At 38.9% G+C, this 23,302-nt stretch carries 24 protein-coding genes and 1 pseudogene; 24 read left to right on the top strand and 1 reads right to left on the bottom strand.

Annotated features, from left to right (window positions below):
• The first annotated feature begins 20 nt into the window (after positions 1 to 20).
• From tsf to pnp, 23 genes and pseudogenes are all read left to right on the top strand, one after another.
• Positions 21 to 674 carry a translation elongation factor Ts gene (tsf, locus tag AC5WOC_RS00550; protein ID WP_496053462.1) on the top strand — a complete coding sequence of 218 codons (654 nt, stop codon included), beginning with the start codon at positions 21 to 23 and terminating at the stop codon, positions 672 to 674.
• 65 nt (positions 675 to 739) lie between these two features.
• Positions 740 to 1,471 (top strand): UMP kinase, encoded by a 732-nt coding sequence (gene pyrH, locus AC5WOC_RS00555; RefSeq protein WP_496053463.1) that lies wholly within the window; start codon positions 740 to 742, stop codon positions 1,469 to 1,471.
• Positions 1,464 to 2,021, top strand: coding sequence for a ribosome recycling factor (gene frr / locus AC5WOC_RS00560; protein WP_496053464.1), 558 nt, complete (start codon positions 1,464 to 1,466; stop codon positions 2,019 to 2,021). Before pyrH ends, frr begins: the two co-directional genes overlap by 8 nt.
• A 93-nt stretch (positions 2,022 to 2,114) precedes the next feature.
• Entirely contained in the window at positions 2,115 to 2,885 is a 771-nt protein-coding gene (gene uppS / locus AC5WOC_RS00565) for an undecaprenyl pyrophosphate synthase (RefSeq protein WP_496053465.1), read from the top strand.
• A gap of 157 nt (positions 2,886 to 3,042) precedes the next feature.
• Positions 3,043 to 3,846, top strand: a complete 804-nt coding sequence (locus AC5WOC_RS00570) for a phosphatidate cytidylyltransferase (protein WP_496053466.1) — start codon at positions 3,043 to 3,045, stop codon at positions 3,844 to 3,846.
• A gap of 38 nt (positions 3,847 to 3,884) precedes the next feature.
• Positions 3,885 to 5,033, top strand: coding sequence for a 1-deoxy-D-xylulose-5-phosphate reductoisomerase (locus tag AC5WOC_RS00575; RefSeq protein ID WP_496053467.1), 1,149 nt, complete (start codon positions 3,885 to 3,887; stop codon positions 5,031 to 5,033).
• A gap of 12 nt (positions 5,034 to 5,045) precedes the next feature.
• The gene (rseP, locus tag AC5WOC_RS00580) at positions 5,046 to 6,311 is read left to right on the top strand and encodes an RIP metalloprotease RseP (RefSeq protein WP_496053468.1); all 1,266 of its coding nucleotides are present in this window, start codon (positions 5,046 to 5,048) and stop codon (positions 6,309 to 6,311) included.
• Positions 6,312 to 6,326: 15 nt separating this feature from the next.
• The gene (locus tag AC5WOC_RS00585) at positions 6,327 to 8,018 is read left to right on the top strand and encodes a proline--tRNA ligase (RefSeq protein WP_496053469.1); all 1,692 of its coding nucleotides are present in this window, start codon (positions 6,327 to 6,329) and stop codon (positions 8,016 to 8,018) included.
• A 370-nt stretch (positions 8,019 to 8,388) separates the two neighbouring features.
• On the top strand, positions 8,389 to 9,345 hold the full coding sequence (locus AC5WOC_RS00590) for an LPXTG cell wall anchor domain-containing protein (protein WP_496053470.1): 957 nt from the start codon (positions 8,389 to 8,391) through the stop codon (positions 9,343 to 9,345).
• Between the two features lie 2 nt (positions 9,346 to 9,347).
• Complete coding sequence (gene srtD / locus AC5WOC_RS00595) at positions 9,348 to 9,935, top strand: class D sortase, LPxTATN-specific (RefSeq protein ID WP_496053471.1); 588 nt, start codon at positions 9,348 to 9,350, stop codon at positions 9,933 to 9,935.
• Between the two features lie 220 nt (positions 9,936 to 10,155).
• Positions 10,156 to 10,410: pseudogene (locus AC5WOC_RS00600) on the top strand (zinc ribbon domain-containing protein); the annotation flags it as partial.
• Positions 10,411 to 10,909: 499 nt separating this feature from the next.
• The gene (gene rimP / locus AC5WOC_RS00605; RefSeq protein WP_496053472.1) at positions 10,910 to 11,362 is read left to right on the top strand and encodes a ribosome maturation factor RimP; all 453 of its coding nucleotides are present in this window, start codon (positions 10,910 to 10,912) and stop codon (positions 11,360 to 11,362) included.
• 19 nt (positions 11,363 to 11,381) lie between these two features.
• On the top strand, positions 11,382 to 12,455 hold the full coding sequence (nusA, locus tag AC5WOC_RS00610; RefSeq protein ID WP_496053473.1) for a transcription termination factor NusA: 1,074 nt from the start codon (positions 11,382 to 11,384) through the stop codon (positions 12,453 to 12,455).
• Positions 12,452 to 12,730, top strand: a complete 279-nt coding sequence (gene rnpM / locus AC5WOC_RS00615; protein ID WP_496053474.1) for an RNase P modulator RnpM — start codon at positions 12,452 to 12,454, stop codon at positions 12,728 to 12,730. Before nusA ends, rnpM begins: the two co-directional genes overlap by 4 nt.
• Positions 12,720 to 13,019 (top strand): YlxQ family RNA-binding protein, encoded by a 300-nt coding sequence (locus AC5WOC_RS00620; protein WP_496053475.1) that lies wholly within the window; start codon positions 12,720 to 12,722, stop codon positions 13,017 to 13,019. The genes rnpM and AC5WOC_RS00620 overlap by 11 nt, the downstream gene beginning before the upstream one ends.
• A 17-nt stretch (positions 13,020 to 13,036) precedes the next feature.
• Positions 13,037 to 15,232: a translation initiation factor IF-2 gene (gene infB / locus AC5WOC_RS00625; protein ID WP_496053476.1), complete on the top strand. Its 2,196-nt coding sequence runs from the start codon at positions 13,037 to 13,039 to the stop codon at positions 15,230 to 15,232.
• Positions 15,233 to 15,514 (top strand): DUF503 domain-containing protein, encoded by a 282-nt coding sequence (locus AC5WOC_RS00630; RefSeq protein ID WP_496053477.1) that lies wholly within the window; start codon positions 15,233 to 15,235, stop codon positions 15,512 to 15,514.
• 12 nt (positions 15,515 to 15,526) lie between these two features.
• Positions 15,527 to 15,874 carry a 30S ribosome-binding factor RbfA gene (gene rbfA, locus AC5WOC_RS00635; RefSeq protein WP_496053478.1) on the top strand — a complete coding sequence of 116 codons (348 nt, stop codon included), beginning with the start codon at positions 15,527 to 15,529 and terminating at the stop codon, positions 15,872 to 15,874.
• A gap of 10 nt (positions 15,875 to 15,884) precedes the next feature.
• Complete coding sequence (locus AC5WOC_RS00640; RefSeq protein ID WP_496053479.1) at positions 15,885 to 16,832, top strand: DHH family phosphoesterase; 948 nt, start codon at positions 15,885 to 15,887, stop codon at positions 16,830 to 16,832.
• The gene (gene truB / locus AC5WOC_RS00645) at positions 16,829 to 17,740 is read left to right on the top strand and encodes a tRNA pseudouridine(55) synthase TruB (protein WP_496053480.1); all 912 of its coding nucleotides are present in this window, start codon (positions 16,829 to 16,831) and stop codon (positions 17,738 to 17,740) included. Before AC5WOC_RS00640 ends, truB begins: the two co-directional genes overlap by 4 nt.
• Complete coding sequence (locus AC5WOC_RS00650; protein ID WP_496053481.1) at positions 17,740 to 18,717, top strand: bifunctional riboflavin kinase/FAD synthetase; 978 nt, start codon at positions 17,740 to 17,742, stop codon at positions 18,715 to 18,717. The genes truB and AC5WOC_RS00650 overlap by 1 nt, the downstream gene beginning before the upstream one ends.
• 144 nt (positions 18,718 to 18,861) lie before the next feature.
• On the top strand, positions 18,862 to 19,131 hold the full coding sequence (gene rpsO, locus AC5WOC_RS00655; protein ID WP_496053482.1) for a 30S ribosomal protein S15: 270 nt from the start codon (positions 18,862 to 18,864) through the stop codon (positions 19,129 to 19,131).
• Positions 19,132 to 19,241: 110 nt separating this feature from the next.
• The gene (gene pnp, locus AC5WOC_RS00660) at positions 19,242 to 21,368 is read left to right on the top strand and encodes a polyribonucleotide nucleotidyltransferase (protein ID WP_496053483.1); all 2,127 of its coding nucleotides are present in this window, start codon (positions 19,242 to 19,244) and stop codon (positions 21,366 to 21,368) included.
• A 121-nt stretch (positions 21,369 to 21,489) separates the two neighbouring features.
• On the opposite strand, the gene AC5WOC_RS00665 is transcribed toward pnp, so the two are convergent.
• The gene (locus AC5WOC_RS00665; RefSeq protein WP_496053484.1) at positions 21,490 to 22,074 is read right to left on the bottom strand and encodes a GNAT family N-acetyltransferase; all 585 of its coding nucleotides are present in this window, start codon (positions 22,072 to 22,074) and stop codon (positions 21,490 to 21,492) included.
• A gap of 222 nt (positions 22,075 to 22,296) precedes the next feature.
• On the opposite strand from AC5WOC_RS00665, the gene AC5WOC_RS00670 reads away from it, so the two are divergent.
• Entirely contained in the window at positions 22,297 to 23,274 is a 978-nt protein-coding gene (locus tag AC5WOC_RS00670) for a polysaccharide deacetylase family protein (protein WP_496053485.1), read from the top strand.
• Positions 23,275 to 23,302 lie beyond the last annotated feature (28 nt).

Below are 23,302 nucleotides of genomic sequence, written 5' to 3' on the forward strand. Positions count from 1 at the left end.
GTGAAAGGTAGTGGCAATAGATGGCAATTTCTGCATCAATGGTAAAAGAATTACGGCAAAAAACAGGCGCTGGGATGATGGATTGTAAAAAAGCGCTTACAGAAACAAATGGTGACATGGAGAAAGCAATAGAATATCTTCGTGAAAAAGGAATTGCAGGAGCTTCTAAGAAAGCAGATCGTGTCGCAGCAGAAGGGGTAGTAGAATCCTATATCCACGCTGGCGGTCGTATTGGTGTATTAGTTGAAGTAAACTGTGAAACCGATTTTGTTGCAAAAACAGATGAATTTACTTCCTTTGTAAAAGATATTGCCATGCAAATTGCTGCAATGAATCCAAAATTTGTTCGTCGGGAAGAAGTACCTGAAGAAGAAGTTGAAAAAGAGCGTGAAATTTTAAAACAACAAGCCCTACAAGAAGGAAAACCAGCTAATATCGTTGATAAAATGGTTGAAGGCCGTCTGGTAAAACATTTCAAAGAGGTTTGCTTATTGGATCAAGTTTTTGTCAAAGATAACGAAAAAACGATTGATCAACTGGTAAAAGAGCAAATTGCTCGTATAGGAGAAAATATCACGATACGTCGTTTTGTTCGTTATGAATTGGGCGAAGGTATTGAAAAACGCGAAGACAACTTTGTCGAAGAAGTAATGTCTCAGGTAAACAAAGGTTAAAGCGATATGGGGAGCACATTTCGTGTATCCCCTTTTTCAACTACTGACAGAAATGTGGGGATCGTATGAGCACTCCCAAATATAAACGAGTTGTTTTAAAACTAAGTGGAGAAGCACTTGCTGGTCAGCAAGGTTATGGAATTGATTCAGCTGTACTCACCTCTATATCGCGCCAAATCAAAGAGATCATCCAGCTAGGAGTCGAAGTTGCAATCGTAGTTGGTGGTGGGAATATATGGAGAGGTATTGCAGGTACAAAACGTGGTATGGATCGTGCAACAGCCGATTATATGGGCATGTTAGCGACGGTGATGAATTCTTTAGCACTGCAAGATTCATTAGAATCAATGGATGTGGCAACAAGAGTTCAAAGTTCGATTGAAATGAGACAGATTGCAGAACCATACATTCGTCGCCGGGCTATCCGTCATTTAGAAAAGGGACGTGTCGTTATTTTTGCTGCTGGTAATGGGAATCCTTATTTTTCAACGGATACGACTGCCGCACTTCGAGCTGCTGAAATAGAGGCTGAAGTCATTCTGATGGCGAAAAATAATGTAGATGGTGTTTATAACACAGATCCACGCATCGATCCAAATGCAGAGAAGTATGACACACTTACATTTTTAGAAGTATTAAATAAAGGATTAGCTGTTATGGACTCTACTGCATCTTCCTTATGCATGGATAACAATATTCCACTCATAGTATTTAACATAACGACAGAAGGAAATATTCGTCGTGTATTAATGGGAGAGTACATAGGAACTGTTGTAAGGGGGAACCACAATGATTAATGAAGTGAAGTCATCTACACAAAGTAAAATGGACAAGGCTGTCCAAGTATTAAAACGTGATTTAATGTCACTGCGTGCAGGCCGCGCAAATCCTGCTCTATTAGATAAAGTAGCAGTAGATTATTATGGTAGCCCAACTCCGATTAACCAACTTGCCAATATAAGTACTCCAGATCCTAGAACACTCTACATTCAACCTTGGGATAAAACTGCTGTGGCTCTTATCGAAAAATCCATTCTAAAATCGGAACTAGGACTTACTCCGACTAGTGATGGTGCTTCTATTCGCATTACTATTCCCGCTTTGACAGAAGAACGACGTGCGGAATTAGTGAAAGTAGCAAAAAAAATGGGTGAAGAAGCCAAAGTAGCAATTCGGAATGTTCGCAGAGATGCAAATGATGAATTGAAAAAATTGGAAAAAAATGGAGAAGTGACAGAAGATATTTCACGTCGTGGTCAAGATGATATACAGAAAGTAACGGATCAATTTATTAAAGACATTGATAGAGTAGTTTCTGACAAAGAAAAAGAAATAATGGAAATCTAATGGTGTGTATCGGAAAACTCCTTCATGTTTGAGGGGGTTTTCGACTACACCGTTCCGATCCACATAGTAATCACCCGTGGTGGAGGTATATATATGGTGTTAGGAATAAAGCGCTTATTTGCGAATAGTCAAGATGATGATGGGGCTCCATTTCTAATCGATAAACAAGCACTGCCTAAGCATGTTGCAATTATTACAGATGGAAATGGAAGATGGGCGAAGAAACGCGGTTTACCAAGGACAGCTGGACATGCTGCTGGTATGAGACGAGTTAGAGAAACGATAAGAGCAGCAAATGATCTTGGGATTGAAGTACTTACTTTCTATTCTTTTTCGACTGAAAATTGGAAAAGACCGAAAGAAGAAGTAGAGTATTTGATGAAGTTACCTGTGGAATTTTTGAAAACAGATTTACAAGAATTAGTAGATCGAAATGTAAAAGTCCAAATGCTTGGGGAAAAGAGTCAAACTCCTACAATAACCCAAAGAGCTTTAGAAGAATTTGAGGAAAAAACAAAACAAAATACTGGTATGATTCTTAATTTTGCCATCAATTATGGTTCTAGAGATGAGATAATCTCTTCTGTAAAACAAATTATAGATGATGTCCAAATGGGAAATATTAGAAAAGAGGATATTTCTGAACAAACAATTAGCGAAAAGCTCCTAACCAAAGGATTACCAGATCCAGATTTGGTTATTCGTTCCAGCGGTGAGATTCGTATATCCAATTTTCTATTGTGGCAAATCGCATATAGTGAACTATGGTTTACAGAAGCACTCTGGCCTGATTTTACAAAAAATATGTTTTTACAAGCTATTGGTGAATATCAACAAAGATCAAGAAGGTATGGCTCTCTTTAAAGCAGGTCATACAAGATAATCAACAAACATTTATACATTTTACTTGTATACGAATTACTAGCTGTTTTTCGCAATTCCTTTAAGGGAGGTAAGACAGGAGAGGATGGAGGAGTAAAAAACTTTTCTTCAACACCAGGTAGTTATCCTGTCAGCAATTATGAAAGTGCGCATCATTTCAGGAGTACTAGGAGCGATTTTCTTTTTGCTATTCTTATGGCTGGGCTCTTGGTGGTATTCCTTGTTCATCTGGATATTGGCAACAATATGTTTTTTGGAATACTGTCGTCTTTTTGCTCTTACATATAGACAGCCACAAGTGATACTAGGCTTAATCATTGTTTGGTTAATGTTTGTAGCTAGATTAAAAACACAGTTTGGATTGGCTTCTTTCTCTCTGTTAACATATTCAAATGTGCTAATTTTAGGGCTGGTTTTATTTCTCTCTATTTTGGTCTTTTCTCGTAACAAATTTGATATTTATCAAATGGCGCACTTATTCATTGGTACAGTATACATAGGTTTAGGGTTTTCATATATGATTGCTTTTATTTGGCAACCAAATGGATTTTTATGGTCACTTTTTGTACTTCTGATTATTTGGGCAAATGATACTGGAGCTTATTTTACTGGAAAAAATTTTGGTAAGAGAAAGTTATGGCCTTCTATCAGTCCAAATAAAACAATAGAAGGCTCTATTGGGGGAGTACTGCTCGGTTTGATTATAAGCGGTGTTTTTGGTTATTTCTTTCCAGATATCTGGTCTTTCTTTTATGCAATCGGCTTAGGTTTAGCGATATCTATTCTTGGGCAATTAGGAGATTTAGTGGAATCAGCCATAAAGCGTACCACTGGCACCAAAGACTCTGGTAAAATACTTCCAGGTCATGGAGGGGTCTTGGATCGATTTGATAGCTTGATTTTTACTTTTCTAGTTCTACAAATATTTATTGGTTCATTTTAGCGGAGAGAGTTTTTTATCGGATGAAGAGGAGAACCTAGATGTTAGAGAAAATTTCTATATTGGGCTCAACTGGATCAATTGGCACAAGCACTTTAGATGTAGTGAAACAACATCCAGAGCAATTTTCAGTAATCGGGTTAGCTGCTGGCAATAATGTAAAAGAGATGATTATACAAGCGAATACTTTCCGTCCGAAAATTATTTCTATGTCTACCAAACAACTCGCTGAGCAGGTAACAAAAGAAGTATCTGATGATATCAAAGTAGTATGGGGAGAAAAAGGTTTGCTAGAAGTTGCTGCTCATCAGGATGCTACTTATGTAGTTTCATCACTTGTTGGAAGTAGAGGGTTGGAACCTACTTTAGCAGCGATTGAAGCTGGAAAGCGAATTGGATTAGCGAACAAAGAAACACTGGTTACTGCTGGACATTTAGTAATGGATAAAGCAAAACAAAAAAATGTTGATATTTTACCGATAGATAGCGAACACTCTGCTATTTTTCAATGTTTAAATGGGGAAAGAAAAGAAGATATTAGAAAATTAATACTAACAGCTTCTGGTGGAGCTTTTCGTGATTTTACAAGAAAAGAATTAGCAACAGCAACACCAGAGATGGCATTGAAGCATCCAAACTGGGCAATGGGAGCAAAAGTGACCATTGATACAGCTACTATGATGAATAAAGGCTTAGAAGTGATGGAAGCACATTGGTTATTCGCAGTTCCTTATGATCAAATTGAAGTTCTAGTCCACCCTCAAAGTATCATTCACTCTATGGTAGAATTTCAGGATGGAGCTGTGATGGCACAATTGGGAACTCCAGATATGAAAGTACCAATACAATATGCGTTATCTTATCCAAAACGATTGCCTCTCTCAATGCCGTCTCTGTCATTGAGTGAAATGAGTCAATTAACATTCCGCGAGCCTGATCTCACAAGATTTCCTTGTTTAGCCATGGCTTTTGAAGCAGGGAAAACAGGAGGTACGCTGCCTACTGTTCTAAATGCTGCGAATGAAGTTGCAGTAGAAAGATTTTTACAAAAAACTATTCCTTTTTTGGGAATAGAAGCTATGATAGAGAAAACAATCTCAAAGCATACAGTTGTAAATAATCCACAGTTAGAAGATATCCAAAACGCCGATCAGTGGGCACGTGAATTTGCTCGACAAATAACCTTATAGGTGGTGATGTTGGTGCACGTTTTGCAGACTGTAATTACGTTTGTTATCGTATTGAGTGTTTTGGTTTTTGTGCACGAACTAGGTCATTTTCTGTTTGCAAAAAGAGCTGGGATTTTAGTTCGTGAATTCGCTATTGGGTTTGGTCCTGTTGTCTTTTCCAAGAGAAAAGGAGAGACACTTTATGCTGTAAGGTTACTACCTCTTGGCGGATTTGTTCGAATGGCTGGAGAAGACCCAGAGATTATTGATATCAAACCGGAATCAAAAATATATTTAGGTGTTTCCAATGATTTGGTAACAGATATTTGGTTGTACCCGCCAAAAGACCAAGAGAATTTGGTACTAGGTACATTAGTAGAACTGGATACAGAGAAAGAGTTATTTGTTACTGTTTTAACAGAAACGAATAACCAAATTCGGTATTCTCTCCATCGAGAAGCTTTTATTCACCTTACAAAGAAAAATGAAATGCAGATCGCACCATTTGATCGGCAGTTCGGTTCTAAAACAGTATGGCAGAAAGCCCTGACTATATTAGCTGGTCCAATTTTTAATATTGTTCTCACCATTATTTTGTTTGGAGTTTATACTGCTGTCATTGGAGTGGAAGCAAAACTCCCTATCAATACAGTCACAAAAAATTCTCCAGCAGAAAAAGCAGGATTAAAAAAAGGTGACTTAATTCAGTCGGTGAATGGAAAACGAGTAAATACCATTGATATGCTCCGAGTAGAACTCGTTAATTCAAAAGGAAAACCAGTTCCATTTGTCATCAAACGCGGCAATCAACAAATAAATGTTAATATCGCTCCGCAAAAACAAGGTGAAGTGTATATCATCGGTACGATGTTTGATCAAAGACAAATGATGCGTAAAGCAACAATTGGAGAAACAGTAAATGAAGGATTTAAGCAGACATATAATTGGTCAGTCGTTATTCTTGATGGTTTTCGTAGCCTTGTAACTGGTCAAATATCTGTGAAAAGTTTAGGTGGCCCGGCGCAAATGGGTTACTTAACAGGAAAAGCTGCGGATGCCGGGTTTGTTGCCCTAATCAAGTGGACAGCTTTATTGAGCCTAAATCTAGGGATATTTAACTTACTTCCTATCCCTGCTCTTGACGGAAGCAGACTAGTATTTATAATTCTAGAAGGAATACGCGGGAAACCGATCAATCCAAATAAAGAAAGCCTTGTCCATTTTGTTGGATTTGCTATGTTAATGATGCTCATGATTTTTGTAACATATAACGATATTGTAAAAATATTTTTCACCTAGAAATGAGGAAGGATTTTGAGACAGAAAACAGCACTTATCCCTACATTGAGGAGTGTTGCAGAAGCTGAGATGATAAGTCATCAGCTCTTGTTGCGGGCAGGATATATACGCCAAGTTGCGGCAGGGGTTTACAACTACTTACCATTAGCTCAGCGCGTGTTACACAAAATTTCCACTATCGTACGCGAAGAAATGGATCGTATAGGATCCCAAGAATTATTGATGCCAGCATTAAATCCTGCAGAACTATGGCAAGAATCAGGTCGTTATAATGCGTATGGTCCTGAACTAGTAAAACTAAAAGATCGCCATGAGCGTGATTTTATTTTAGGACCGACACATGAGGAAACGATTACTGATTTGCTGCGAAAAGAAGTCAACACATATAAGAAACTGCCAATGACTCTCTATCAAATTCAAACAAAGTTTCGCGATGAAAAACGCCCAAGATTCGGACTTCTTCGAGGTAGAGAGTTTATCATGAAAGATGCTTATTCGTTTCATGCTGATCGTGAATCCCTCGATGATACTTACAAAGATATGTATCAGGCATATGTCAATATTTTCACAAGATGCGGATTAGAGTTTGGTGCAGTAGAAGCGGATTCTGGCTCAATTGGAGGTAAAGGAACCCACGAGTTTATGGTGTTTTCCGATGCGGGTGAAGATAAAATTGCTATTTGCACTTCCTGTGATTATTCTGCGAATATCGAAATGGCTGAGATTATACTCGATGAGACTGATACAGCAAATAAAGAACAAGCACCAGAGTTAGAAAAAATCTATACACCTAACATCAAAACCATTGATCAATTAGCCAAACATCTAGACGTGGCTCCAAACTCATTAGTAAAAACGTTACTATTTATTGTTGATGATCAACCAGTGATGGTATTGGTTCGTGGAGATCACGAAGTAAATGAAATCAAAGTAAAAAATGTGATGGAAGCAAGCACTTGTTATATGGCTGATGATGCCACGATTCGTAAAGTAACAGGAGCAAGTCCAGGTTCTCTTGGTCCTGTAGGTGTGAAACAGAAAATCACCATATTAGCTGATCAAGCATTAGGCTCCCTTTCCGAGTGGCAAATTGGTGCAAACGAAGATGACTATCATTATTTACATGCTGTTTTAGGTCGAGATTTTGAAGTCGACAACTTTGCTGATCTTCGTACGATTGAAGAAGGGGATAAATGCCCTCGCTGCGGAGAACCTATCCGTTTCCAAAAAGGTGTGGAAGTTGGACATATCTTCAAACTCGGAACAAAGTATAGTGATGCAATGAGAGGTACTTTTTTGGATGCAAATGGAAGAGAGCAATCCTATATCATGGGTTGTTATGGTATAGGAATTTCGCGAACGCTCTCTGCTGTTGTCGAACAACACCATGACGAAGCAGGAATTATCTGGCCAGAATCTATTTCGCCATTTGCCGTTCATTTAATTGCTGTGAATATGAAAGATGAGACACAACGCGAATCAGCTGAGAAAATCTACAGAGATTTATTACAAGTTGGAGTAGAAGTACTGTTCGATGACCGTCCAGAACGAGCTGGTGTGAAATTTAAAGATGCAGATCTTATCGGAATCCCTACTCGCATTGTTGTTGGTTCAAAAGCATCGGAGAATATTGTAGAAGTAAAATCAAGACGTACTGGAGAATCCCAAGAAGTTTCGATTGAAAGTATTATTGAAATTGTAAAGTGATTAAAATAAAAAGAACCCTATTTTGATGGGTTCTTTTTATTTTATGGATTAGATTGTTTATTTTAAAAAAGAAAAAGAAAACAAAATAAGCATAGTTTTCCAAATAGAAAAACGAACAGCTCCTTCTTAAAATTGCAATTTAAATATGACAGTTATATATCTGCTTACCTTAAAATACCTAAGATTTAGAAGAAAGCATATCTACCCTATAGCTGAAAAAGTTATAACTTATAACAAATTTATTAAACATTGATTATTTCATTGACACTTATTTGACTGAATACTAAGATGAAAAGAGACAGATAGACAGAATTATTTTATACATTTATGGTTGAAAAAGGGATTAGAGCAATAGGAAAGGTTGATATTTTTGAAGAGAAGCAAAGTAGCTACAGGCTTTTTTGTTCTTGGATTGTCCGTTTTTGCTCTAAGTCCAGTTGCTTTGGCAGCTGAAAAACAAAGCCTTGTTGATCTAGATGCAAAAATTAAAATTCATGCTCATTTGCCAAATACGGATGGAGGCATTGACGATCCAGAGCCACCAGACGGTGCAAATGGTGGAAACAACGGCGGAAACCATAATGGTGGAGGTTCCGATAATGGCGGAAACCATAATGGTGGAGGCTCCGATAACGGTGGAAGCACCGATAACGGTGGAAGCACCGATAACGGTGGAAGCACCGATAACGGTGGAAGCACCGATAACGGTGGAAGCACCGATAACGGCGGAAGCACCGATAACGGTGGAAGCACCGATAACGGCGGAAGCACCGATAACGGCGGAAGCACCGATAACGGTGGAAGCACCGATAACGGCGGAAGCACCGATAACGGTGGAAGCACTGATAACGGCGGAAACACCAATGGTGGAAGCACCGATAACGGTGGAAGCACTGATAACGGCGGAAACACCAATGGTGGAAGCACCGATAACGGCGGAAACACCAATGGTGGAAGCACTGATAACGGCGGAAACACCAATGGTGGAAGCACCAATGACGGTGGAAATACCAATGGTGGAAGCACCAATGACGGTGGAAACACCAATGGTGGAAACCATAACGATGGTGGAGTAGATACACCAGAAAACAATGGCGGTATAGATGTACCTGTTACAAATAACCCAACACCAGTTGTAGTAGCACAAAATAATACCCCAACCAATACAACTACTTCTACCACTGTATCAGATAAAAATGATGATCAACCAACTACTGTAAATGGTGGAGCACTACCAAAAACAGCTTCTTCATTACCACTTGCTGGAGTAATTGGTGCAGTTCTTGCTTCACTTGGTCTAGTAATCCGTAAAAAAGCGAATAATTAGAAATGAGAAAAACGTCACTCTTACTCATCATAGTGGGAGTGTGTATGATGGGGTATACCCTATTCACATATGTCCCTCAACTTTTTATAGGTGGATCGGTCAATAAAGCAGATATTGATAAAGTAATGGCAGAAGCAAAAAACAATACAAATGTGGATAAACAAATACTATACCCAAAAAGACCGAAAACTGGTGATGATATTGGTGATTTGATCATTCCCAGATTAAACGCTATTCTGCCTATTATTGAGGGTACGGATCCAGATGAACTGGAAAAAGGGGTAGGTCACTATGCGCAAAGTGTGCTACCAGGTGAAAAGGATAATGCTGTTTTAAGTGGACACAGAGATACGGTTTTTCGAAGTGTGGGAAAACTGAAAATTGGCGACCAGTTGATTACGAAAACAAGTGCAGGTGTATTCACTTATAAAATTGTGAAAATGTGGATAGTAGATCAAGATGACCGAACCGTTATCGTTTCTCATAAAGGAAAGCAAATTTTAACCCTTACAACGTGTTATCCGTTTAACTGGATTGGTCCAGCTCCCCAACGGTACATTATACAATCAGTTTTAGTGAAATCTAAATAGCTCTATCCTTTTTATCAACCAATCAAGGGCTCTAAGCCCTTTTTTTTGTATTCAAAAAAGTTTTGTTTTTCAACGAGAATCCATAGGGAATGTATGACAAGTAAATTTTAACTATTAAGAGGAATGGTATTGGGATGTGTAGAAACATTGTAAGAGACAGCGTTGCTCGGTATCCCTTAGAAAGGGAACGCTTAAAGCAACTATAAAATCGAAACGCACGGATCCAGGTCGCAATCTTCATTCATGGTCCTTTTATCAACTACGAGAATACATTCGCTACAAATCCGAGATGGCTGGAATTCGATTTGAATTGGTAAATCCGGAATATACCAGCCAAACATGCAAAAATGGTCATCGCTATAAAGCAAATCGCAAGGGACTTCATTTTTGTTGTAAGGAATGTGGCTATCGTAGTCATGCAGATCTCAATGGGGCGATCAATATCGCTAAAGCGATATCCGGTTTAGCAGCCTAGCGTACTGGTAGCAGGTACGCCGCCCATGGAGGTACATCATAACTGCATGGGATGGGGTGATGGCACACCCCTGAACTTGGGAGTTGCACAAAACAGAAATGGACTGCGTGCGTGAACTACCCAAGAATCCCACGGCTTTAGCCGTGGGAGTGTCAAATAGTATGTTTACCATTTGTAAGTACTTTATTATTATGATTTTGTAATGATATGGTTCTTTGCGAAATACATATGAAGAAGACAAAATGATAACAAGCATCAAAAAAAGACTGAAAAAAATTAGATAGTTTTACCCATGTGATTGTGATATAATCTTTTTGGCAATACTACACACAGTAACACATTTGATTTATCAGATGTTCATCCTTCACCTAACCTTACACACTTCAGGTGAAGTGCTTTTCTAAGGTTATGGTGATTATTAGATAGGGCTCCTTTGAAAGAGTGGGTAAACAACCCACTCTTTGCATTTTAACAGCTACTTATTATGGAGGTAGTATTCGTGAGTCGACAAGTAGTAGAGCAAGTAGAAAAGATTGCCGTTCCTCTTCTGCAAGCTCTAGGACTAGAGTTAGTGGAAGTGGAATACAAAAAAGAAGGACCGAACTGGTTTTTGCGAGTTTTTATCGATGGTACGGAAAAGCCAGTGGATCTCGATGATTGTGCGAAAGCTAGTGAACAACTAAGCCTAGTATTGGATGAAAAAGACCCTATTCCAGGAAATTACTACTTGGAAGTTTCATCACCTGGTGCAGAAAGACCACTCAAAAAAGAATCAGATTATCAAAAAGCAATTGGAAAAACCGTATATGTTAGTACATATGAACCTATCAATGGACAGCGAGTATTTGAAGGGGTCTTACAAAACGTTCAGCCAGAGGAAATTTATGTGGATGAGCAGGCAATTCCCCGGAAAAAAATAGCAAATGCTAGGTTAAGCGTGGTTTTTTCATAATGAAGGGAGGATTATGCCGGTGAATGCGGAGTTCATCGAAGCGCTTGGTCAATTAGAGAAAGAAAAAGGCATCAGTAAAGATGTATTGATCGAAGCGATAGAAGCAGCATTAATTTCTGGTTACAAACGAAATTTTCATTCAGCACAAAACGTCCGAGTTGATATCAACAGAGAATCTGGTAGAGTCCGGGTATTTGCACGTAAAAATGTCGTAGAAGAGGCTTTAGATCCTCGTTTGGAGATCTCTTTAGAGGCTGCAAAAGAAATCAATCCCAATTATTCTTTAGATGATGTAGTGGAAATCGAGGTAACTCCAGCTGATTTTGGACGAATTGCTGCTCAAACTGCTAAACAAGTTGTTACCCAACGTATAAGGGAAGCAGAAAGAAACATTATTTATTCTGATTTTATCGATCGGGAAGAAGATATTGTTACAGGAATCGTGCAAAGAGCGGATAATCGTAATTATTATATTGATCTTGGAAGGGTAGAAGCGCTTTTACCTCATTCGGAAACAATGCCTGGGGAGCGTTTTAAACATGGAGATCGGGTAAAAACTTTTATTACAAAAGTGGAAAAATCAACGAAAGGTCCCCAAATATTTGTGTCACGGACTCACCCTGGTCTATTAAAACGCTTGTTTGAACTAGAAGTTCCTGAGATTTTTGACGGTGTCATCGAAATTAAATCCATTGCACGTGAAGCTGGTCAACGTTCAAAAGTTGCAGTCACATCTAGAGATGCAAATGTAGATGCGGTTGGAGCTTGTGTAGGTCATAAAGGGGTGCGGGTACAGACAATCGTCAATGAACTTAGAGGAGAAAAAATCGATATTATTCGCTATTCCGATGATTTAACAGAATGGATCGCTGCAAGCTTAAGTCCTTCAAAAGTAACGTCTGTAACTATTTATGAAGATGATAAAATGGCAAGAGTTATTGTTCCTGATCATCAATTGTCTTTGGCAATTGGTAAAGAAGGTCAAAATGCTCGTCTCGCGGCAAAATTGACTAATTGGAAAATTGACATCAAGAGTGAATCTGAGGCAGGAGATGAATTTATTCCTGCACATTCAGAGGATGAGATACAGTGAAAAAGAAAAAAATTCCCATGCGAAAATGTATTGTCTCGCAAGAGATGTTTCCCAAAAAAAGCCTAATACGAGTAGTGAGAACTCCAGAAAATGAAGTTTTGATTGATCCAACCGGCAAAAAGTCCGGTAGAGGAGCCTATTTATGTGCAAAAGTAGAATATATTGATATGGCACAAAAAAAGAAATCATTAGAACGGATTTTTCAAACGAAAGTAGAACCTGCGTTGTATGATCAACTGAGAGAATATGCAAAGGGAGTTTCACATGAAGAATAATTTCTTTCAAGTGTTAGGTCTAGCACAGCGAGCACGTAAATTAACATTGGGAGAAGAGTTTGTTCTTCAGTCCATCCGAAATGGTCAGGCAAAGCTGGTTATTTTGGCGACGGATGCAGGGAAGAATACAACGAAAAAATTTACTGACAAATGCAATTCGTATGAGGTTCCACTGCTCCAAGTTGGATCGAGAGTTGACCTTGGAACTGCAGTAGGAAAAGGTGAACGAGTCGTTATGGCAGTGACGGATTCAGGTTTCTGCCAGATGCTAAGGGGGCTCGTTACGTAACTAATGGGGGTGAACGGATGACCAAAATCCGAGTATATGAATTTGCCAAAGAGAAAGATATGAGTAGCAAAGAAGTTATTAATATACTAGAACAAGTGGGCATTCCTGTTAATAATCACATGAGTATCATGGACGAAACTGCAACAAAAAAAGTAGAAGAGTTTGTCAAGCAATCAAAACAGGGATCAGGAACCGGAAATCAAGGGAAAGCAAAAAGTCACAAACAAACTGTACAACATGGGGCGGCGAAGTCTATGAGTCAAACAAATAATTCAGTAACGGAAGAAATTCAAGAAAAAGGTCAGCCATCATCTCGAGCAAATCAGGAGCCAATTAAAAAGAATAAACAACAACGAAGTAATAATAATCCTTTTTCAAAAGGAAAAGGCGGTGGAAAACGGGGTAATAGAAGGAGAAATGATCGAAGATCACAAACCCGTGAAAAACAAGCACCCGTATTGCCAAAAGAAATTACGGTGTCTGGTCCACTTTCTGTCGGCGAATTTGCTAAGTTATTGAGAAAAGAAGCATCAGAGGTTATTCGTAAATTAATTCCGATTGGCATTATGGCTACAATAAACCAAGAGATTGATGTAGATACCATGACACTTGTGGCAGAAGAATTTGGTGTAACGGTTATTTACAAAGAAGAGTTTGATGAGTCCATCATTGAAGAAATTGAAGAAGTAGATTCAGAGGATACACTCCAAGAACGTCCTCCTGTTGTGACAATTATGGGGCATGTAGACCACGGAAAAACTACTTTGCTAGATAAAATACGAAGCACCAATGTAACATCAGGTGAAGCTGGTGGTATTACACAGCATATTGGGGCATACCAAGTAGAAATTAGTGGCAAAAAAATTACATTCCTAGATACACCTGGTCATGCTGCTTTTACTACGATGCGAGCTAGAGGTGCGGAAGTAACAGACATTACTATTTTAGTAGTAGCTGCTGATGATGGAGTAATGCCACAAACCATCGAGGCTATCAATCATGCCAAAGCAGCAAATGTTCCCATTATAGTAGCAGTCAACAAAATGGATAAAGTAGATGCTAACCCAGACCGAATCAAACAACAGCTTACAGAGTATGGTCTCGTTCCTGAAGACTGGGGTGGCGATACCATATTTGTTCCAGTCTCTGCCATCAATGGAGAGGGTATGGAAGATCTTCTGGAGATGATACTATTAGTATCTGAAGTGCAAGAATTGAAGGCAAATCCAGATAAACGTGCACGAGGAGTTGTCATCGAGGCAGAGCTCGATAAAGGACGGGGAGCAGTTGCGACGGTTCTTATTCAAAATGGTACACTAAAGGTAGGCGACGGTATTGTAGCTGGAAATTACTTTGGTAAAATTCGTGCGATGATCAACGATCATGGCCGCAGGGTAAAAATAGCTCCTCCATCAATGCCTGTTGAAATATTAGGACTGCCAGATGTACCCGGTGCAGGCGATCCATTTATGGTTTTTGATGATGAGAAGAAAGCTCGTGCTATCGCCGACCGAAGAAATCAAAAACAACGAGATGAAGAACGTGGAGCCAAAACGAGAGTTACACTGGATGATTTGTTTAAACAAATTCAAGAAGGCGAAGTAAAAGAGTTAAATGTTATTATCAAAGCGGACGTACATGGTTCTGCTGAAGCAATGAGAGGCTCATTGGAGAAAATTGATATTGAAGGAGCTCGTGTGAAAATTATTCATGCAGCTGTTGGAGCTATTACGGAATCTGATGTTATTCTCGCTTCTGCATCGAATGCAATTATTATTGGATTCAATGTACGTCCTGAACCAAATGCACGTGCAACTGCTGAACAAGAAAACGTTGAGATACGATTGCACCGTGTTATTTACAAGGCAATTGAAGAGATCGAAGCTGCCATGAAAGGTCTACTAGATCCAGAATTTGAAGAAAAAGTTGTTGGTACAGCTGAGATTCGTCAAATTTTCAAAGTATCCCGTGTAGGAACGATTGCTGGTTGTTATGTCATCGATGGAAAAGTGGTTAGAGATGGAAAAGCAAGACTTATTCGAGATGGCATTGTTATCCATGAAGGAAATCTGGATACATTAAAACGTTTTAAAGATGATGCGAAAGAAGTAGCACAAGGTTATGAATGTGGTATTACATTAGAAGGTTATAATGATATGAAAGAAGGGGACTTGATCGAAGTATATGTCATTGAAGAAGTGGCGCGTACGTAATTGTTTATTGGATTACTGACGTGTGAGGGGCAAATCCCTTCTTCCCTCTCGCTCAAAGACAAACGAAGAGTACTTCAATCAGTACTCACTCGAATCAAGAACAAATGGAATCTTTCCGTTTCAGAAGTTGGAAGACAAGATGATCGCCAAGTGTTTGAGCTCGCTATTGTCGGCGTAGCAACTGCTAAGCATGTGGTGGAAAAAGAGCTTCAGCTCGCTTTAAATCTCTTAGAAGCGACAGATGAAATGATGATCTTTCATATTGACATCACTTTTGTGTAGGAGGTGTCGGCATTGGCACGCATCCGTACGAGCCGTGTTGGCGAACAGATCAAAAAAGAGCTTAGCCAAATTATTCAACAAGAAATCAAAGATCCTCGGATTGGTTTTGTGACTGTAACCGCGGTAGAAATGAGCGGTGACCTACAGCAAGCCAAAGTATATGTAAGTATACTAGGAAATCAGTCGGAGAAAGATGAATCGATTTCCGCACTAGAAAAAGCAAAAGGTTTTATTCGATCAGAAGTAGGCCGACGAGTACAGCTAAGACATGTTCCAGAAATACATTTTTCTGTAGACCATTCTCTCGATCACAGTGAACAAATTACAAAATTATTACATGAAGTAAGAGATGAAGATTAGGAGAAACATTATGTTGGACTGGACAAGTGTTACAAAAATTGTTCAAAATGCGAATGAGATTTTAGTTGTATCACATCTGAATCCTGACGGTGACGCCATTGGCTCTACACTGGCAGTTGGAGAAATCATTCGATCTCTTGGGATTCCGGTTACTCTTGTAAATGAATCTCCCGTTCCTGATAAAATGACATTTTTGCCAGGAGCGGATAAGATTTTATCGCCATCCGACATAGAAAACAAGCAATTTGCTGTTGTTATTGCTGTTGATGCTGCTGACATTTCCCGAATAGGGACTTGTCAGCAGCTTTTTGACAGTGAGGCTATCATTATAAATATAGATCATCATGCTACAAATGATTCTTTTGGTTTGATGAACATGATTAAATCGGATGCAGCGGCAACGGTGGAGATCCTTTATGACTGGGTTGAGCATTTAGAGATTCCCATTTCGAATCAATTAGCGACAGTCTTGTATGCGGGTTTGTTGACGGATACTGGAGGATTTCGTTATTCCAACACAACTTCGCGTACGCTCCGAATTGCTGCAAAGCTTCTTGACCTTGGAGCAGAGGCGTATGATTTGTCGGAACGATTATTAGAGACCATAAGTACCAGCTATCTAGCTCAATTAAAAAAGTCACTGGCAACCATGGAGATAATCTTAGATGGAAAGGTAGCTTATTTAACATCATCGGAAGAAGATAATGAAGGACTAGTGAATTTTGCTCGAAATATCGAAGGTGTAGATGTTGGTGTGTTATTTCGTCCAAAAGATGAGGAACATATAAAAGTCAGTCTTCGATCTCGTCAGCTTGTTGATGTATCAAAACTAGCTCTCTCGCTAGGTGGTGGAGGTCATGCTCGTGCAGCGGGTTGTACCATTAAAGGGGATATGGATGAAGCCATTGAATTAGTTGTGAAAAAATTGAAAGAAGCATTAGAGGGCGTGAAAGAATGACATTACATGGGGTTGTACCTGTGTGGAAACCAAAAGGACTTACATCGCATGATGTAGTTAGCCGGATACGGCGTCTTGCTGGTCAAAAAAGAGTAGGGCATACTGGTACGCTTGATCCGGAGGTGGAAGGCGTTTTGCCCATATGTTTGGGACAAGCAACAAGAATTGTTGAGTATATTCAAGATCTTCCCAAACGGTATCAGGGTACAATGATAATTGGCATAGCCACAGACACAGAAGATCAAACTGGAGAAATTATCGAACAAGCAAATAGAGTCGATGCTTCATTTGATTTGGGAAGAATAAAGCAACATTTTGTCGGCGAGATAGAACAAGTACCCCCAATGTATTCTGCTGTAAAATTAAATGGTGTACGACTATATGATTTAGCGAGAAAAGGACAGGTCATAGATCGAGCTCCTCGCCATGTCACCATTTATGACTTGACTTTAGAACGAATCCCAACAACCGATTCTAGTTATCCGAGTCTTCGATTTGATGTTACTTGCTCCAAAGGGACATATATTCGAACGCTATGTGTTGATATAGGCAAAGTATTAGGGTATCCTGCTCATATGAGTAGTTTATCTCGGGTGCAAAGTGGTCCGTTTCAATCACCAGATTGTTTTACACTTGAAGAGCTGCAAGAAAAAAAAGATAATGATACATTTTCAGATAGCCTCGTAACCATAGATGCAGCGATTTGCCATTTACCAGCTGTTATAATCGATCAAGCAGATGCAGCCCGTGTTTTAGATGGTGTTCCCTTTCAGATAGAAGATATAGATTTTCCTATTGATAATCAAATCGTACGTGTATATGATGAATCAGGGCGATTTTATGCAATTTACGAGATCAAACATCAAGAGTTAAGACCAGTAAAAGTATTTCGGGATGTGCATGAGTAATGAATATAATTGAGATTTCTTATCCATTCAATCCAAATGAATATGAGTTAGCATCATCGAGTCTGGCGATTGGTTTTTTTGATGGTTTGCATCTGGGGCATCAAGCTGTGATTAAACAAGCTATCCAAAAGGCAGAAGAATTGAATATTACACCTGCAGTGATGACATTTTCACCACATCCAAGAGAGGTACTTGGCAAAACAGAATTCACGGGATACTTGACACCGCTGCAAGAGAAACTCTTTCAGCTTGAGAAGCTTGGTATGAAAACAGCTTATGTTGTAACGTTCGACCAAGCATTTGCAAACTTAGAAAAAGAAAAGTTTATTACAGATGTTCTACTTTCTTTACAAGTCTCTGCGGTGACTACTGGTTTTAATTTTACTTTTGGCCATCGAGGACTTGGAACTGCATCAGATTTGGTTCAATTAGGAAAAGGTTTGTTTGATGTGGAAATTGTTGATCCGATTATTATGGGTGGGTTAGCAGTCAGTAGTACAAGAACACGAAATGCACTAGCTTCTGGTAATGTGCATTTGGCTAATGACTTACTTGGAAGAGCATATCGTATTCATGGTGAAGTAATACATGGCGATAAAAGAGGTAGACAAATTGGCTATCCAACAGCAAATATAGAACCAAATCAACCATTTTTTATTCCAGCAAATGGAGTTTATGTGGTACGAGCTCTGTTCCGCAATAAAATGGCTTATGGGGTAATGAATGTAGGTGTTCGACCTACTTTCGACCTGCTGGCAACCAAGCCGAAATTGGAAGTACATCTTTTGCAGCAACCTGCTGATTTAGATATTTATGGAGAGACGGTGCGAGTTGAGTTATTGCATTATCTTCGCAAAGAAGTGAAATTTAGTTCAGTAGATGCATTGATTGAACAGATCAAAACGGATGAAATGCAAGCAATCCAGTGGTTGGATACAGAAAATCTGGATATGGACACCAAAAATATTTTGATATAAAATACAAAGATGTCTTGATTCTTCAAACATTTACATGTAACTTTGTTTAGGCTATAATGTCATAGGAACCATAACGCGGTTTCCGTTTGCCTCAACGGTATACTGGGTTATTGGGGTTGATAGAGAAGATGGAGGTGAAAGAAAATGACTATTTCCCTTGAGAAAAAACGTGAAATTATTAATGAGTATAAAACTCATGAAAGTGATACTGGATCTCCTGAAGTACAAGTAGCGATTTTAACTCATCGCATTAATGAGTTGAACTCACACTTGAAAGATCATAAAAAAGATCACCATTCACGTCGTGGATTGCTCAAAATGGTTGGACAACGTCGTAACTTGCTTACTTATTTAAAAGATAAGGATGTTACTCGTTACCGTGAGTTAATTCAAAAACTTGGATTACGTAGATAAAGCGGGGTATTACACCCCGTTTTTTTATACCTTTTGAAATTTGACAAAGCAGGAAATACTAATTAAAAAGAGAATAGAAAAATGTTAAACGTCTGAAAGGAGGATATGAAGTGGAGTCTCAACTAATTGAAACCGAGCTTGGTGGACGAAAACTTTCATTTGAAATTGGAAAATATGCAGCTTTAGCGAATGCATCAGTAATGGTGAGATATGGAGATTCTGCTGTACTGGCTACAGTAGTTGCGTCAAAAGAACCGAAAGAACTCGATTTTTTCCCTCTTACGGTGAATTACGAAGAACGATTATATGCAGTTGGTAAGATACCAGGTGGTTTTATCAAAAGAGAGGGTCGTCCAAGTGAAAAGGCAATTTTGGCAAGCCGCTTGATTGATAGACCTATCCGCCCTCTATTTCCAGAAGGATTTCGTCATGAAGTTCAAGTTGTGACAACAGTAATGTCGGTTGATCAAGACTGTTCAACAGAAATAGCTGCAATGATAGGAGCGTCCCTTGCGCTTTCTATTTCATCTATTCCTTTTGCAGGACCAATTGCAGGTGTAATCATTGGTCGTGTAGACGGGAAATTCATTATTAATCCAACGGTTGCAGAAATGGAACAATCCGATTTGCATTTGGTCGTTGCCGGAACAAAAGATGGAATCAATATGGTGGAAGCAGGTTCAAAACAAATTCCAGAATCGATTGTATTAGAAGCGATCTTACTTGGGCATGAAGAAATCAAAAAGATAGTTGCAGTACAAGAAGAGATTGTTTCGAAGTGTGGAGAAGAGAAAATGGTTCCACAACTAGCTAGCATTGATGAAGATGTGCAAAATCGGGTTCGTGCTTTAGCACTAACAGAAATGACAGCTGCGATTCAAGTTGTAGAGAAACAAGCTCGTCAAGATGCGATCGATGAAGTGAAAAATATGGTTATTGAAACATTGCAAAATGAATATTCCGAAGAAGAGTATGCAGAAAAGGAAAAAGATATCCATAAGACACTTGATTTGATGGTGAAAGAAGAAGTAAGGCGTCTTATTTTAGAAGAGGGTAAACGTCCAGATGGACGTACTACTGATGAAATCCGTCCACTATCCAGTGAGATCAACATCTTACCTCGTACGCATGGATCAGGTTTGTTTCGTCGAGGACAGACTCAAGTATTAAGTGTTTGTACATTAGGTGCACTTGGTGATGTGCAGATTTTAGACGGTTTGGATTTAGAAGAATCCAAACGTTTTATGCATCACTACAATTTCCCTCCTTTTAGTGTTGGAGAAGCGAGACCAATGCGTTCTCCAGGAAGAAGAGAGATTGGACATGGAGCACTTGGTGAACGTGCTTTAGAACAAGTAATTCCGAGTGAAGATGAGTTCCCATATACCATTCGCTTAGTATCTGAAGTGTTAGAATCCAATGGTTCCACTTCTCAAGCCAGTATTTGTGCTTCCACGCTTGCACTCATGCATGCGGGTGTACCAATAAAAGCACCTGTAGCAGGTATTGCAATGGGTCTAGTTAAAGAAGGAGAACTAGTTAGTGTACTAACGGATATTCAGGGGATGGAAGACCATCTTGGTGATATGGATTTCAAGGTAGCAGGTACACGCAAAGGTGTCACTGCACTGCAAATGGATATAAAAATTGCGGGTATTGACCGGCCTATTCTCGAAAAAGCTTTACAACAAGCAAGTAGAGCTAGAATTGCGCTTCTAGATAATATGGAAGCCACCATTAAAGAGCCTAGTAAAAAACTATCAAAGTTTGCACCAAAAATTGTGACCATGCGGATTCATCCTGATAAAATTCGCGACGTCATTGGACCCAGTGGTCGTGTAATTAACAAAATTATTGAAGAGACAGGCGTAAAAATTGACATTGAACAAGATGGTCGTATTTATATCGCATCAGCTGATAGTGACCAAAATGCACAAGCGAAGAAGATCATTGAGGATCTTGTGCGAGAGGTAGAAGTAGGACAAACATACTTGGGCAATGTGAAGCGCATTGAAAAGTTTGGTGCATTTGTGGAACTATTCCCAGGCAAAGAAGGTTTGGTACATATTTCTCAACTAGCACTAGAACGCGTAGCAAAAGTGCAGGATGTAGTTTCTATCGGGGATCAGATTATGGTGAAAGTGACAGAAATAGATGATCAAGGCAGAGTTAACCTTTCACGCAAGGTGCTGCTAAAAGAAGAAGAAGCGAAGAAAAAAGAAGCATCGAAAAAGTAAACAGCAGAGTCAGATATGCCAAGAATGGTAAATCTGTCTCTTTTTATTTGTGTTTACAGTAAAAGTTTTTTATTTCACATGAAATAACCCCCGTTTTATCGAGGGTTCCAGTCATAATATCTTATTTCATTTCGTATTTTTCTAATAAGCTATTTTTGGGATTCCATTCTTGTCGTAAAATTCCCATAATGATACGATCATAACTGTTTCCATCTCTAAGAACAGCTGAACGCATTCTTCCTTCTATCGTAAATCCAACTTTTTCATAAGATTTGATGGCATTTTGATTATAATCAATCACATCTAATCCTACACGATTAAAATTTAATTCATGAAACGCATAGCGCAGGATTAGTTGTAGTGCATCTGTTCCATATCCTTTATGGTGATGCTGTTGGTCTCCTATGCCAATCGCCAAAAGCCCTGTTTGATTATTCCATTCAATGGAATGCAATGCGACAAAACCAATAAAGATATTATCTGCTAACGTTCGAATGCTGAATTGTACAGCATTGGGGCTTCGGCTTTTTAAATTACTTTCTGTTTGTAGTTCCTGTAAAGTTCGCGGAACAGCTAAATCTGTGTCCAAGTTCCTCAATAGATCTGCATCTTCATACCAGCGCACCATCTCAACAGTATCGTCCATCTGAAACGAAGCCAACCGCACCAATTTCCCATGAAAAAATTGCTTATATTTTAGCGTCATTTGTTCTCCTCATTTTTTATAAATTTATCACCTCAACTACCCTTGCCGAATAAGAAAAGAAAATCATTGGCTTGCATCTCCTCTATTTGAATATGGTTTTATTTTAATAAGAAACTTTAAATTGGTAAACTGAGCGAAATATATGACAACTATTTCATTAAAAACGTTTCATTTTTTTCTTTTTTACTCATAGAGTAAAGTTGAGAGGAGATGAACAAGCCGTTGAAAAAGAATTATTATATTATAGGTATTTTTGTTCTTATCATCGTTACTTTTATTTGCTTTACATCCCCAGTATCTCTCTATTTATCTTCGATTCGCAGTCAATCGGTCATTCCTGCTTTTTTATCGACTGATGTGGAACTTCAAGCTAAAATAAACCAAGAAGCAGCGAAGCATGAAATAGCACCTATTAATGCACGTAATGATCGTGTATGGAACCTAATTCCTGGATTAGACGGACAGGTAGTAGATAAAGAAAAAACATATGAGAAAACCAAAAAGCTCCATTCCAAGCAGATACAATGGGTATATAAAATAGTTAAACCTGCAATTGATCTTAGTGACTTGGGAAGTGGACCCATTTTTCGGGGAAATGAGCAACAAAAAGCAGTGGGTTTAATGGTAAATGTTGCATGGGGGACAGAATATTTACCTGAAATGCTGCGTATTTTCAAAAAGGAAAATGTGAAAGTAACTTTCTTTCTTGATGGTACATGGTTAAATAGCCACCGTAAAGAAGGGCTAGCTTTGGAAAAAGACGGACATGAAATCGGAAATCATGGCTATACACACCAGTTGATGAGTCAAGTACCAGTTGATCGGATGCAAAGAGAAATCAATCGAACGGAAGAAGTGATCAAACAAGTATTTCATCATCCGAGTACATGGTTTGCTCCCCCAGCGGGAGATTTTAATGATAGAGTTGTCAAAGTAGCAAAGGAGTATCATCTAGGCACCGTTTTATGGACATTGGATACAATTGATTGGCGGAAAAGTACTACATCCTCTTCGATGGTGCAAAAAATAGCGAACAAAGTAGAGCCTGGCAATTTAATTTTAATGCATCCAACAGATCGAACTGTCAAAGCTTTACCAGGTATTATTCGTGCTATCAAACAAAAAAATCTAGCTCTCATTACTGTTTCAGAAGTACTTTCTAGCATCCGAATCCAACCTAAGTTGAGCGAATCTCCTTAATTTGATATAGTGAAAATACTTCTTGAAT

Source organism: Shimazuella sp. NTD247, from assembly GCF_059510415.1.

Excerpts from the sequence above, each read along its gene's own strand:
- tsf (WP_496053462.1), top strand. The coding sequence starts at position 21 with ATGGCAATTTCTGCATCAATGGTAAAAGAATTACGGCAAAAAACAGGC.
- pyrH (WP_496053463.1), top strand. The coding sequence starts at position 740 with ATGAGCACTCCCAAATATAAACGAGTTGTTTTAAAACTAAGTGGAGAA.
- frr (WP_496053464.1), top strand. The coding sequence starts at position 1,464 with ATGATTAATGAAGTGAAGTCATCTACACAAAGTAAAATGGACAAGGCT.
- uppS (WP_496053465.1), top strand. The coding sequence starts at position 2,115 with ATGGTGTTAGGAATAAAGCGCTTATTTGCGAATAGTCAAGATGATGAT.
- AC5WOC_RS00570 (WP_496053466.1), top strand. The coding sequence starts at position 3,043 with ATGAAAGTGCGCATCATTTCAGGAGTACTAGGAGCGATTTTCTTTTTG.
- AC5WOC_RS00575 (WP_496053467.1), top strand. The coding sequence starts at position 3,885 with ATGTTAGAGAAAATTTCTATATTGGGCTCAACTGGATCAATTGGCACA.
- srtD (WP_496053471.1), top strand. The coding sequence starts at position 9,348 with ATGAGAAAAACGTCACTCTTACTCATCATAGTGGGAGTGTGTATGATG.
- AC5WOC_RS00620 (WP_496053475.1), top strand. The coding sequence starts at position 12,720 with ATGAAGAATAATTTCTTTCAAGTGTTAGGTCTAGCACAGCGAGCACGT.
- infB (WP_496053476.1), top strand. The coding sequence starts at position 13,037 with ATGACCAAAATCCGAGTATATGAATTTGCCAAAGAGAAAGATATGAGT.
- AC5WOC_RS00640 (WP_496053479.1), top strand. The coding sequence starts at position 15,885 with ATGTTGGACTGGACAAGTGTTACAAAAATTGTTCAAAATGCGAATGAG.
- truB (WP_496053480.1), top strand. The coding sequence starts at position 16,829 with ATGACATTACATGGGGTTGTACCTGTGTGGAAACCAAAAGGACTTACA.
- AC5WOC_RS00650 (WP_496053481.1), top strand. The coding sequence starts at position 17,740 with ATGAATATAATTGAGATTTCTTATCCATTCAATCCAAATGAATATGAG.
- rpsO (WP_496053482.1), top strand. The coding sequence starts at position 18,862 with ATGACTATTTCCCTTGAGAAAAAACGTGAAATTATTAATGAGTATAAA.
- AC5WOC_RS00665 (WP_496053484.1), bottom strand. The coding sequence starts at position 22,074 with ATGACGCTAAAATATAAGCAATTTTTTCATGGGAAATTGGTGCGGTTG.